Source organism: Sporosarcina luteola (assembly GCF_023715535.1).
GTDB lineage: Bacteria > Bacillota > Bacilli > Bacillales_A > Planococcaceae > Sporosarcina > Sporosarcina luteola_B.
On sequence record NZ_JAMBOI010000006.1, the window covers coordinates 99,644 to 113,076 of the forward strand.

Consider the following 13,433-nt stretch of genomic DNA (forward strand, 5'->3'; position numbering starts at 1 on the left):
ATCGAAATACATAACAACGTATTTTACATATCCGTTAATTAGGTGAAGCTGCACCTAAATACGTTTTTACCAGACCATCATCCCTTAACAAATCTTGTGATTGTCCGTGTAACTTCACCTCACCTACTTGTAAAACATAAGCCCGGTCAGATATAGCCAAAGCAGCCATTGCTAATTGCTCGACGACCATTACCGTCTTGCCAGATTTCTTCAACTCTAGTAACGTGTCGAATATCTGTTTTACAAATATAGGTGATAACCCCATGGATGGCTCATCAAGAATAACAAAATCAGGATCCGACATAAGCGCTCTGGATACTGCTAGCATTTGTTGCTCTCCACCGCTTAATGTACCCGCATGCTGCCATCTTCTCTCCTTTAGTCTCGGAAATCTTTCGTATTCTCTTTCTATAAGCTCTTGAATTTTTTGTTTTTCTTTTTTAATCGAAAACGCACCTAGAATTAGATTATCCTCTACAGACTGATCACCAAATACTTGACGGCCTTGAGGGACATGGGATATCCCAACCCCTAAAATTTTATGAGCAGGTGTACCTGTAATCATGTTATCTTTATAGCGAATCGTACCCTCCTTCGCCTTCAGCAACCCCGTTATCGCTTTCAATAGCGTAGTTTTTCCGGCCCCATTAGGACCAATAACAGCAACAATTTCACCCTCATTCACTTCCATTGTCACATTGTGTAAAGCGGATGCCCGACCATAACTAACTGATAGATTTTGTACCTGCAACAAGCTGGTTCACCTCTTCCCCACCAAGATAGGCCTCAATTACTCTTGGATCGTTTTGAATAGTTTCAGGAGTTCCCTCACAAATTTTCTTGCCAAAATCTAATACTGTAATATAATCACAAACATTCATAACGATATCCATATGATGCTCAACCAATATAATGGACAATCCTGCATTCTTCAGACGTTGGATGACATCCATGATTTTTTCAATTTCTTTTGGACTGGCCCCTGCTGCCGGTTCATCTAAAATAAGTAACGAAGGTTTTAAAGCTAACCCCCTAGCTATTTCAACTAATCGCTGTTCCCCATACGGCAAGTCAGATGCTTTTTCATGGGCTTTTTCTTCTAAGCCGACAATTCGTAATAGATCATAGGCTTTTTGTGCATAATAGCGCTCTTCGTCAGATACTTGACCTAGATATAATACGTTTTTCAGGAATCCTGTTTTGAAATGAAGATGAAAACCAACCATGACGTTCTGTAAAACGCTCATGTCTTCAAACAACTGCAAGTTTTGGAACGTTCTCGTAATCCCTTCTTGCGCTATTCCATGAGGAGCATATTTTGTAATGTTCTTCCCTTTCCAAAGAAGGTTGCCGCCAGTCGGCATATAAACCCCACTCAGGACGTTAACAGTCGTACTTTTACCTGAACCATTTGGGCCAATAATTCCGTGAACAATTCCACCCCAAACCTCGATTTCAACATCGTCGATCGCTTTTATTCCACCAAAATGCATAGAAATATTTTCAAGCTCCAGAAGCTTTCCATTAATCCCGTCAGGTAAATCGATTGTTGCCTCCCGATCATCATGTAAGATTCCTAACTCAGTAGTAACTTTCTTACTAGAAAGCTTTTTAATGAACGAAAGATTGGTGAAGGCACCTACTATACCATCTGGTAAAAGGATAAGTGCGACTAATAATATTCCACCAAAAATCATTAAATGATAATCTACAAAGTTGTGTAGGAATTGCGGTAACCCAACGATAATCGCTGTACCTATAATAGGACCTATCTTTGTTCCTGATCCTCCGATAATGACCGCAATAAGGAATAGAATTGATAAGTTCAATTCAAAAGTGGTACTACTTATAAACTGATTTTGAAAAGCGAAGAGCCCTCCACCTACACCTGCTAAAAAAGCGGAAATAGAAAAGGCTAATATTTTCCAGCCTCGTACATTAATGCCCAGTACTTCAGAAGCAACCTCACTATTTCCAAAAGCAGTCATAGTCCGACCAAAACGACCTCTAAAGATATTTGTTGCGCCTGCTGTAATGATTACAGCCAACAGACCAATAAACCACATATACTCAATTGGACCAAGTTCAAAACCGAATAAGGATGGTTGCGAAGTTCTGACTCCTGCCGGACCGCCAGTAACATCTACCCAGCGGTTGGCTATAATACCAACCAATTCTCCAAATGCAATTGTTACCATTGCCAAATAAGGTCCTTTCGCTCGTAACGACAAAAGAGCTACCACGGCTCCAAATAAAGCAGCAACTAATGCAGCGATAATAACACTTACAAAGAAATTCAATCCTACTTTCATCGTAAGGATTACAGATAAATATGCTCCAATTGCATAGAACCCAACATGTCCCAAGGAAAGCTGCTTGGAGAGACCGACAAGTAGATTTAACCCGACGATGACAATGTAAGTAATTAAAAATGACTGGGCTACATGGATCGTATGAGCATTATTAAAAACCCAAGGAAACGCATATAGGAGGACGAGCGGGATACCAATTTGATAAATCCACCATTTTGCTTTTGTCATTTAAAACTTCTCCTTTACTCGTTTTCCAAATAACCCTTGAGGAAGGACTGCTAAAATGACAAGAATTAAAAAGAACGCAGCAGCTTCTTTCATGGATGTACTATATAGAGCAAAGAGATTTTCTGATACACCTAGTAAAAGTCCTCCGATAAAAATGCCCCGTGGATTTTCGATACCACCAATAATTGCAACCGCAAATGCTTTTAATCCAAGGAAAAGACCAATAAATGCACCTGGATGTACCATAGGCCCGACTAAAACTCCACCCACACCTGCTAAGGTACCTGCAATTATAAAAGCAATGGAAGCCATTAACCGTGGATTAATGCCCATTAGTGAAGCAGCATCCTTATTAAAAGCAACCGCTTCTAGCGCCTTTCCGAATAACGATTTCTTTAAGAAAACGTATAACAGCAACATAATAACTGCAGCGCCAACTAGTACAAATATTTCATGATAACGGATTTTCAATATGCCTAAATCTAAAATAGCGCGTCCAAATGGAGACGGGGCCATCAAAACATCTCTTCCCCATATAAGCATAGCTACGTTTCTCACGATCATGGCAACGGCCACAGTACTTAATATCCAACCAATGGAATGCCAACTCCGTAACGGTCGGATAGCGACTTGTTCCAATGCCCAACCGGAAATACCCACTACGACGATTACCAATAGTAAGGATGCTATAAAGGCAATCCAAACACCCATGCCTGCAGCAGTTATTGCTGTAAAGGTAGATAATCCAATAAGTGAACCAAGCATGACAAAGTCACCTTGACCAAAGTTCATCGTTTTAGTCGTAATAAAAGTAATATAGTAGCCTTGGGCGATGATCGCATAAACACTTCCATACACTAACCCATTAATAATGGCCTTTAATACATCTGTTAAATCCAAAGCAAACGTCCCCCTTGTAATTTGCTACAGAAAACAGCAAAGGTGAAAAGGGAAATCTTCGTATGGACTCCCCTTTACACCAGAACAAATGCGCCTTGGCGTATTTGTTTCCTGTGCGCTGCGCTTTCGGCACAAAAAACATTTGATAAATGTAGTTAAATAACTCGATTATTCTGCTGAAATAATTTGTAAATCGTCGTTATATGTGGCAATGAATACTTCATCAATACCAAATGCTTCATGGTTTTCCTTTGTAAAAGGTGTTGATTTAATGGCTGTTACACCTTCAAAATCCGTGAAGGATTCAATTTGATCACGAATTTTCTCACTGTCCAAGCCAACCTTTTTTATTGCATCTAAGATAAGTTTTGCACTGTCATATCCTTGTGCCGTAGCAATAGGGAAAACGTCTTCACCATATGTGTCCACTACTTTTTGATGGAATTTTTTTGCTACTTCATTTTGATCAATCGTATAGGACTGTACAAAATACAAATCATCTTTCACAAGATCACCAACAAGATTTAAAACAGTAGGGTCCCCTGTAGCCCAAGTCGCGTAAATAGGAGCATCCAATCCTTCATTGAAACGAGCTTCAAGTAACTTTGCTGACTGTGGAGCAAGCCCGTAGAAGACTACTGCCTCCACCCCTGCATTATTCATTTCACGAATAGATGGTTCGAGATTTAATTCCTTTGGATCAAAGGCTGAAATGACAGTTGGTTCCATATTGTAGTTTTCTTTCATTTGTTTAAGAATATCTTCCCTGCCACCTTGCCCGTATCCTTCTGTATCATGGATAACACCAAGCTTCGTAAGTCCTTGTTTATCGATCAGCTCTTTTAAAATAGCAGACACTTGAACCCCATCAAGAGGAGCCACACGGAAAATATAGTTTTTATCAGCATCTTTATATTCTTGTGTGATTTTTGTCCCTGTAGCTACTGGTACGACTTCAGGAATTTTCGCTTCTTGAACAAATGGAATATGTGCCATGGCATTCCCCGAGTTCGCAGGTCCAACTAGGGCTACAATGTTATCTTGATTGATTAACTTTTGAACAATCTCGATTGACTTTTCTGGTTTGGCTTCATCATCGTAAAGAATTAAATTCGCTTGTTGTCCTTCAAAACCGCCAGCATCGTTAAACTCCTTAACAGCTAGGTCTACACCTCTTTTTACTCCTTCACCAAATAGAGCTGTTCCACCTGACATAGAAATAGCTAATCCAATGTTAAAGGTATCCTGACCTTTAGAATCTACTGGATCACTAGTACTGGCGGAACCTGTTTCTTTTACCTGCGGACTACATCCAGCTAAAATTGTAAATAACACCATAAAGCCCACTAGAAAAATTGCGCTTGATTTTTTCAAATTAATTCCTCCCCCTTTTTAATAAACCTAAAGTTACTCTCCCATCAACCGATTCTATAGCTCGTCCCCCTTGGAACCACCTCCAATTTATGTAAGAGAGAAAGCGCTTTCAATTCATTTAATCAAATCTTATGAAAACTTGCAAACCTTTATTTCTGGGCATCTTACTAGATAAAGAGAAAAAACAGTCCGGGAATTCGGACTGTTAATTGATAATGCTTTCCAATATATGATACTGGCTTTTCTTTACGTCCGAATTTCCGTACTAGTGTCCGTATTTTCGGAAATTAGGTCAAAAGTTATATTTTTTCAACTTTTCATAAAATGTGCTTTTACTTAAGCCTAATACCTTTGCAGCTTCTCTCCTACTAGGAAACGCCTGAAGGGTTTCAGAAATGATATTCTTCTCCAATTGTTCAACAGCTTGCTGCAGAGTTTGTGTATTGCTCGTATAGTATAGGGACTTGAGCCGGACTTCTTGAGGCAGGGCACTAGGCAGTACCACATCTCCATTTGTTAAATAGACTGCTGCTTGAATTACGTTATACAATTCTCTCACATTCCCTGGCCAACTATATTCTTTTAAATATTGCATTGTCTCTGCTGCTATCGATAGATTACGCTTTCCCACTTTGGCAATTGTTCCTTGAAAAAAGTTACTTGTGATTTCCTCGAAGTCATCCATTCGCTGACGAAGCGGTGGAATTTGCAACGTAATGGCATGAATCCGATAATAGAGATCCTCGCGGAATTTCCCGGATTCCATTAAGGTTTTCAATGGTTGATTTACAGCAGCGATAATTCGGACATTTACTTTAATTGCTTTTTGTGACCCGATCGGCTCAATCGTTCCTTCTTGGAGTACCCGCAATAATTCAACTTGCAGCGGTAGTGGCATGTCACCTAAATCATCCAAGAACAAAGTACCGCCTTCAGCTTGGTGGAATCTCCCTTTTCTTTGGCTTTGTTCGGTAGATCCAACACTTCCAAAAAGCTCAAGTTCCAGAAAATCTACAGGTATTGCCGCACAATTCACCTTCACAAAAGGCTTGTCAGAGCGATTCGATAGGTAATGAATACTTTGCGCAAACATTTCCTTACCTGTTCCACTTTCTCCTTGAATCAATACAGGTAAATCACTTGGAGCAATCATCTTAATCGTTTCTTTAACCGATCTGATCGAATCAGAAGATCCAAGGATATCCTGAAGTTGGAAGATCGCATTTTCTGTTGCATGACCTACCTTAATTTTTTCCATCGTCGTTCTCACATGGGAGCTCAAGTTATGCCAATCGTTCAAATCTCTAAACATGACGCTTCCGAAAGCCCCTACAATTTCCCCGTCAACCTCCAATGGGACACGATTCGCTAACATATAGGTTCCTTTTATAAAATGCGGCGATGCGATATGCACCTCACCTGTCTGTACAACTTCATGCATCCGAGAGTTTTCAATGACTTCTTCTACTGGCATTCCAATTGCTTCTTCACGAGTCGTTTCTAGGAACTTACAGTATTCTTCATTGATATATAAAATATTCGCTTCTTTATCAACGACAACAAACCACTGAAATGCATTCTCCAATATCTCTAGTAAGACCGATTCCGTTAATCTCTCCGTTACAGATGTCATCATATCCCTCCATTACATTCCCCTTTTATTCTTATCTTCTCAGAATAATGAATATAGTGCAAATACATAATTAGCAAAAAAAGAGGTGAAATCCTTCGGGTATGAAAGGATTTCACCTGTAAACTGGGAATAGTATTAAATCTCCAACCAAGCGACTGATTCGACATGGCTGCTTTGCGGGAACATGTCGACGGGCTGGACTTCTTTTGTCTTGTAGCCGCCGTCTTCTAAGATTCTCAAGTCGCGTGCAAGTGTGCCTGGGTTGCATGATACGTAGACGACACGCTTTGGTTTGTATTCCAAGATTGTCTGTAAGAGTTTCTCGTCGCATCCTTTGCGCGGCGGGTCGACGACTAGGACATCGAAGTGTTTGCCTTCTGCGTACCATCTTGGGATGACGTTTTCCGCTGCGCCCGCTTCGAAATGGGCGTTCGTCATTCCGTTTAGTTCCGCGTTGCGTTTGGCGTCTTCGATCGCTTGCGGGACGATCTCCACTCCGTATACTTCCTTCGCTTTTTGGGCGAGGAACAGTGAAATGGTGCCGATTCCGCAGTATGCGTCGATGACCATTTCGTCGCCTGTCAGCTGCGCATAGTCGAGTGCTTGCTTATAGAGCACTTCGGTTTGCGCGGGGTTCACTTGATAGAAGGAGCGCGCCGATATTTCAAACTCAATGTCGCCAATCTTGTCGATGATGAACGACTTGCCGTAGAGAGGGAGCGTTTCATTTCCGAAGATGACGTTCGTCTTCTCTCCATTGACGTTTTGCATGATCGATGTCACTTCCGGTACAACTCGTTTAATGAGTTCGACAACGGCGTCTTTCTGCGGGAATTTTTTCTTCAACGTTACGAGGACAACCATGATCTCGCCTGTCGCCTTCCCTTTCCGGACGATCAGATGCCGAAGCATGCCGCGATGGGTCTTTTCGTTGTACGCTTCAAGTCCAAGTGCATGCATTTCGTGCTTCAGCGTGGACATCAGTTCATCTGCCTCTTCGCTTTGGATGATACAGACGTCCGTGTCGACGATATGATGGGAGCGCGACCGGTAAAATCCGGATACAACTTTTCCGTCCCGTTCGCTGAAGGGAATCTGGGATTTATTGCGATAGCGCCAAGGGTCTTCCATCCCTTTGACTGGGTGGACAGGCACGTGCGGCAACTTCGCGATGCGGTCGATGACGTCGCGGACCTGTTTTTGCTTTTGGATGAGCTGACCTTCATATGATAAATGCTGCAGCTGGCAGCCGCCGCATTCCCAGAACACATGGCATGGCGGTTCAATGCGATCCGGTGAAGGCTTTGTTACGTTCAATAGCCGCGCGAATCCATAATTCTTCAACGTCTTCCCGACTTTGACCTCGACTTCCTCTCCTGGCAGCGCACCAGGTATGAAAAGCGGGTAGCCTTCCACTTTTGCAACGCCCGATCCGTCATGCGTCAAATCCTCCACATGGACAGTGAGACGATCATTTTGATTCACAATAAAAGACATGATATTTCCTCCAAATTTCGTATGTACCTAGTTTATCACAAAAGCGGGAGTCGGCAGGCATGCAAAGCGGCAGGTATTCACTAACTACAGGTGAGTCAAATGTCCTGAAATGACGATAACTCTTGGGAAGTGACCGATAAAATTGTGAAGTTGACCGATAAGAAACTGGGAATGATCGATAAACTTGTGAAAATGATCGATAACCTCCCGGAAATGATCGATAAGTTTTCAGGAAGTAAAAAACAGACGCCGTCAAGACGTCTGTTTTCTACGTTACTCCTCTTTATCCGTTACCGAACCATCTAGCGGCGCGATGAGAAAAGCGACGACGATGGCTGCAATCAAGATGATGAAAGGTGCATAGAAAATAATGAAATCAGTCATGCCCATAAGCCCCCTTTACACATGGAAATCCTTCTTCCCACGGACGTATCCTTTATTAAACAGGAACAGTCGCATGAGCAGCACAAGCGACGGGATCAAGAGCCCCAGTCCGAGAATGAACGCGACAATGAGCGAGATTGCCATTGCTGGGTTCGTAAAACTGTCGTAAATCGTCAAATACGGGTACAGCAAGTACGGATAATGCGATGCACCGTAACCGAAAAACGCAAAAATGAATTGGCCCATGAGCAAAATGAATGCCCACCCGTAATTATGACGCTTCCAAAGCAGCCAAACCGTTCCTGCAAACAACAGGAATGAAATGAGGAACATTGGCCAAAACGTTTGGATATTGTTGTAATGCTCGAAATTATGTCTCCGAAGTTCAAAAATGATGCCGCCTGCCGTAATAATTGTCGGCAATGACCAGATGAGCGCATATTTCCGCAGCAAATTGGTCGCTTCCACGTCGCCGGCTTTATGCGCATACCATGTCAGGAACACTGCCGAAATATATAGCGTTGCCGCAATGCTCAAGACGACAATCGACCAAGTCAATGGGCTTGTGAATAACACCCAGTAATCGAGCACCGGATTCCCATCGACAATTTCGATGAAGCCGCCTTCTGATATGGTCAGGACGATTGACAGCGACGCGGGAATCAATATACCCGCCAGACCATACATGAATGAATAGCCTTTATGGCCTCTTGCGCCATATGTCTCGAAAGCATAATACGAACCACGGATCGCTAGCAGGATGATGCCAAAGCTGACAGGCACCAAAAGCGTAGTTCCGTAATAGAAGGCTGTTTTCGGGAAGAACCCGATGATCCCTACGAAGAAGAAGACGAGAAAAACGTTCGTCACTTCCCATACAGGAGATAAATACCGCTGGATGACTTTCGTCAAAATACGCTGTTTACCGGTCAGCAAGCTGTATGCATTGAAAAAGCCAGCTCCGAAATCAATGGCGCCTACGAGAATATAACCGAAGAGGAATGTCCAAAGAACTGAAATCCCTAAAATCTCCAAGTTCATTGTACATCACCGCCTTGTTCCTTATGACGATCTTCCAATTCCCGTTCGACTGGGTTTTTGTTGAACATCCGCCGCAGGACGACGACGCTTCCGATGCCAAGGACGATGTACAACCCTGCGAACAGCATGAGCATCAAGTCGACTTGCCCGCTTGTCGTTGCGGCATCCTCGACGCGCATAATCTTCCGAAGGATCCACGGCTGCCGTCCGACTTCCGCAAGCCACCAACCAGATTCGATGGCGATCATTGTAAGCGGTGCTCCGAGGACAATGAGCCAGCGGAACCATTTTGTCGAAACGCGTTTCCAGCCTCGGTTGATACCGATCCAATACAATGCAGATAGGATTGTCATCCACATGCCGATGAATACCATGATGTTAAATAAATAATGGATATAAAGCGGTGGAATTTCATCCTCCGGAAATTGATCCAGACCGATTACTTCCGCGTTAGGATTATTAAATGCGAGCATGGAAAGCCCGAACGGAATATTAATGGCATACTTCACTTCCCCATCTTTCAACACACCAAATAAGATGAGAGGTGCATTTTCCTGCGTTTCAAAATGCCACTCTGCTGCAGCAAGTTTTTCGGGTTGGTACTCGGCTAAATACTTACCGGAGAAATCCCCGATCAATGCAGTTGCGATTGAAAATACAAACCCTAGTTTCATTGTTAAATACAGGGCTTTCTTATGATAAACATGGTCGGAGCCTCTCAATAAACGGAATGCCGCAATCGCTGCCAACACAAATGCCGCAGTCATATATGCCGTGATGACGACATGCGCCACTTTCGTCGGCATTGCCGGGTTGAACATCGCAATGATCGGATTGATATTGACGATTTCCCCGTCCACGATGTCAAATCCTCGAGGTGCATTCATGAATGCATTCACCATTGTGATAAAAACGGCAGAAAACGAAGCGCCGATTGCAACCGGCACTAATAAAAGCAAATGCTTTTTCTGATTCTCGAATCGATCCCATGTGTATAGATAAATCCCGAGGAAGATGGCTTCAAAAAAGAAAGCGAACGTTTCCATGAATAACGGAAGTGCTATGACATTTCCCGCGAACTCCATGAAATTCGGCCAAAGCAACGATAATTGCAGACCAATGGCGGTTCCTGTAACAACCCCGACAGCCACAGTAATGATAAAACCTCGCGCCCACCGTCTGGCAAGCAATATATAATGTTCATCGTTTTTCTTAATGCCCACCCACTGCGCAATCATAATCATGAGCGGGACACCGACGCCGATTGTCGCGTAAATAATATGGAATGATAATGTAAGTTCTGTTAGCACACGCGAATAAAAAACGGCTTCTTCATTCCCCATTTATTTCCCTCCTTCAACTTCCGAAAATTCTACCGACAATTGATAGCAACATGATTCCCGCCACTGCAAAGACAAGCCACATGAGCCACTTCTCTTGTTTCTTATACACGGGATCCCTCCGTCCGTTGAATGCCTTTTTAGTATCATAAGATAACTGTTCCTTACTTTTCCCTATTTACGATTGAAATAACAGGATTGTCATATGAATTGTGAAATGTTTTCGACTAACGTATTGCTCTTGAGAGTATTTGGAATCTTGTGTATAATAGAGAGATTAAAGAGAGGTGGACACAATGGAAATTAAAAGAAAAGTGCTGGCTTACATTACGAAGGATGACAATGCAGAACGGAAGCTCCTTGTGTTCGAGCATAAGGATAATCCGGAAGCAGGTTGGCAAGTGCCGGGCGGAACGATTGAAGAGGATGAATTGCTCTTAGATGCGCTCTACCGCGAGATCGAGGAAGAAACCGGCATTCGCCGGGAGCAGTTGCAGTTGAATGGCAAAGTGAATAAGGAGAATTATTTTCCTGAAAACCGTCCGAATGTCATACATGAGCGGAATATCTTTCATCTCACCTATATCGGCGAGGAAGAATCGGAATGGGACACTTGCGTCAACAGTACCGGTAAAGACAACGGCATGATTTTCCATTGCCGCTGGATTCCGGTGAATGAGTTGCCCGAGTTAGCTGCAAGTCAGGATAAAGCGCTCGAGTTTATCATTTGAGGAGAATTACTAGCGTCCTTGTGCAAGGAATTGAGTTTAATTGAGTCCTTGGTATTTCCGCAAAAAATAAAAGCTGCATGGATGTTCAATCCAATGCAGCTTCTTCATCTTCAAGTTCATTATCAATTCGATCCTGCTCACGCAATTGGTCGAGCGGTGCGAACATTTCAATATGGCGATATCGGTTTTCAAAAGTGGCAGGAAGGGTTCCGCCGTATTCCCCATCCAAGTTGAGCAACACTTCTTCGGACGACGTGATTGTCACTTTCGAAGGCTTTGCGGATATGACGAGCGGATCATCCAAATGCTCACCGCGCAATGCTAGTGTGACAATCCTGATGAATTCGGCCATATTACATTTTTTCAATACTAATAACGTAAATTTACCGTCATTGATGCTTGAATTCGGCGCCAATTTCTCCAGTCCACCGACAGAGTTGGTCAAACCGACGAGGAAGAGCATCACTTCCCCTTCAAACACTTCATCATCATACTCGATTTTCACATTACTCGAATGGATGGATGGGAGCATTTCAATCCCTTTTAAATAATAGGCAAGCTGGCCGAGTACAGTCTTGAGCTTGCTTGGTACTTCATATGTCAGCTCCGTCATACGCCCGCCGCCTGCGATGTTGATGAAATGACGATCGTTCATGAGGCCGACGTCCACCGGAATCGTCTCTCCGCGGACGATGATGTCGATGGCTTCGTCAATATCCCTCGGGATTCGAATGGCCCTCGCAAAGTCGTTCGTCGTACCGGTTGGAATAAGCCCGATCGTCGGCCGTTTTTCAAATGGGGAGACTCCGGCGACGACTTCGTTCAACGTACCATCTCCACCTGATGCGATAATGACGTCAAAGCCCCTCTCCACGGCATTTTTTGCAGCAATGGTTGCGTCTCCTTCCGCCGTAGTCGCATGTACGGATGTTTCATAGCCGGCCACTTCTAGCTTTTCCAATACTTCGGCCAGGTGCCTCCGGAATATTTCACGTCCAGCTGTCGGGTTATAAATGATTCTAGCACGCTTCATACATGTTCCCTCTCAATTCATACAAAATGCAACGCTTGCAGTCGTCAATAATCCAGTAATCAATCGCTTACTTGGACTATCGGTCCTGCCAAAAAGTTCCCACGGCAGTATTATTTCGTCTGCTGTAATGCGGGCATGAACGTTTTGCGGATATCTTCGTAAACGGTAAGCCATAATTCTGGCTGGGTCGTATATTGCTTCATCAATTCAGAAATGAATTCCCGCTGCTTTTCATCAAAGTCCGGCGCGTCTTTTGCCGGTAGCTGTTTGCGGCGCTCCATTACATCTTCCTGGATGGACGTTGCACGTGGTCCCCACTTCGCCAGTACTTCTCCTTCTTTATCAAGCAGCAAATAGATAGGAATTGAGCGGCCGCCATTTGTCAGATGCCTGTCAATCAAATCTGTGTCTTCATCCCGATAGACCACCCGTACATCCAGGTCAGCAGCTTCTGCAATACGGCGCAGGATCGGATTGTTCATCATTGCATCCCCGCACCAATCTTCCGTTATGACTAGTATATTGGGCTTTTCCGTTTTTGCTATTTCAATAAATGCATCGTCTTGAGGAACATCGAATTTTTCATAAATACCGAAGCTGTTTTCTTTATGTTTGTCCATGCGATCCATGTAATCTGCAAGTGAAATCGCTTCTTCGAAGTATTGCTTTTCAGTTTTCATTCCGACACCTTCCTTTTTCTTTATTAAATTCTGTGAAATATAACGAACCCGGATTTACGCTACAGACGGACGCTTTCCGTGGGCGAGCGATGAGCCTCCTCAGTCGCTACGCTCCCTCCGGGGTCTCATCTGTCTCGCTTTCCCACAGGAGTCGCCGTCTTTCGCTTCAATCCTGCAACCCTGAAATAAAATAGAATCCTTTTCTTTAGTGTAAGGCTATTTGTTGTGTGAATCAAATAGGATGCCGGTGCAACTTTTCATTTATACAATAAAAAAACGC

The 13,433-nt window shown here is 43.4% G+C and carries 12 protein-coding genes; 1 reads left to right on the plus strand and 11 read right to left on the minus strand.

Translation table 11 applies throughout. The annotated features are described in order from the left end of the window. Positions 1-34: 34 nt before the first annotated feature. From M3191_RS12895 to M3191_RS12930, 9 genes are all read right to left on the minus strand, one after another. The gene (locus M3191_RS12895; RefSeq protein ID WP_251700785.1) at positions 35-754 is read right to left on the minus strand and encodes an ABC transporter ATP-binding protein; all 720 of its coding nucleotides are present in this window, start codon (positions 752-754) and stop codon (positions 35-37) included. After that, a complete protein-coding gene (locus M3191_RS12900) occupies positions 726-2,540 on the minus strand; it encodes a branched-chain amino acid ABC transporter ATP-binding protein/permease (RefSeq protein WP_251700786.1) in 1,815 nt (604 codons plus the stop codon). Before M3191_RS12900 ends, M3191_RS12895 begins: the two co-directional genes overlap by 29 nt. Continuing rightward, positions 2,541-3,440, minus strand: a complete 900-nt coding sequence (locus tag M3191_RS12905) for a branched-chain amino acid ABC transporter permease (RefSeq protein ID WP_251700787.1) — start codon at positions 3,438-3,440, stop codon at positions 2,541-2,543. Positions 3,441-3,608: 168 nt separating this feature from the next. After that, positions 3,609-4,814 carry an ABC transporter substrate-binding protein gene (locus M3191_RS12910; RefSeq protein ID WP_251700788.1) on the minus strand — a complete coding sequence of 402 codons (1,206 nt, stop codon included), beginning with the start codon at positions 4,812-4,814 and terminating at the stop codon, positions 3,609-3,611. A gap of 292 nt (positions 4,815-5,106) precedes the next feature. Next, the gene (locus M3191_RS12915) at positions 5,107-6,447 is read right to left on the minus strand and encodes a sigma-54 interaction domain-containing protein (protein ID WP_251700789.1); all 1,341 of its coding nucleotides are present in this window, start codon (positions 6,445-6,447) and stop codon (positions 5,107-5,109) included. 135 nt (positions 6,448-6,582) lie between these two features. Then, on the minus strand, positions 6,583-7,944 hold the full coding sequence (gene rlmD, locus M3191_RS12920) for a 23S rRNA (uracil(1939)-C(5))-methyltransferase RlmD (protein WP_251700790.1): 1,362 nt from the start codon (positions 7,942-7,944) through the stop codon (positions 6,583-6,585). 273 nt (positions 7,945-8,217) lie between these two features. Then, positions 8,218-8,328 (minus strand): cytochrome bd oxidase small subunit CydS, encoded by a 111-nt coding sequence (cydS, locus tag M3191_RS18785; RefSeq protein WP_410055881.1) that lies wholly within the window; start codon positions 8,326-8,328, stop codon positions 8,218-8,220. 15 nt (positions 8,329-8,343) lie between these two features. Continuing rightward, positions 8,344-9,369: a cytochrome d ubiquinol oxidase subunit II gene (locus M3191_RS12925; RefSeq protein ID WP_251700791.1), complete on the minus strand. Its 1,026-nt coding sequence runs from the start codon at positions 9,367-9,369 to the stop codon at positions 8,344-8,346. Further along, a complete protein-coding gene (locus M3191_RS12930; protein WP_251700792.1) occupies positions 9,366-10,712 on the minus strand; it encodes a cytochrome ubiquinol oxidase subunit I in 1,347 nt (448 codons plus the stop codon). Before M3191_RS12930 ends, M3191_RS12925 begins: the two co-directional genes overlap by 4 nt. 293 nt (positions 10,713-11,005) lie before the next feature. Here M3191_RS12930 and M3191_RS12935 point away from each other — a divergent pair, with 293 nt between their 5' ends. After that, positions 11,006-11,440 (plus strand): NUDIX hydrolase, encoded by a 435-nt coding sequence (locus M3191_RS12935; protein ID WP_251696594.1) that lies wholly within the window; start codon positions 11,006-11,008, stop codon positions 11,438-11,440. A gap of 85 nt (positions 11,441-11,525) precedes the next feature. On the opposite strand, the gene M3191_RS12940 is transcribed toward M3191_RS12935, so the two are convergent. Both M3191_RS12940 and M3191_RS12945 read right to left on the minus strand, forming a co-directional pair. After that, positions 11,526-12,473 carry a diacylglycerol kinase gene (locus M3191_RS12940; RefSeq protein ID WP_251700793.1) on the minus strand — a complete coding sequence of 316 codons (948 nt, stop codon included), beginning with the start codon at positions 12,471-12,473 and terminating at the stop codon, positions 11,526-11,528. 110 nt (positions 12,474-12,583) lie between these two features. Continuing rightward, entirely contained in the window at positions 12,584-13,153 is a 570-nt protein-coding gene (locus M3191_RS12945) for a thioredoxin family protein (protein ID WP_251700794.1), read from the minus strand. Between the last annotated feature and the right edge of the window lie 280 nt (positions 13,154-13,433).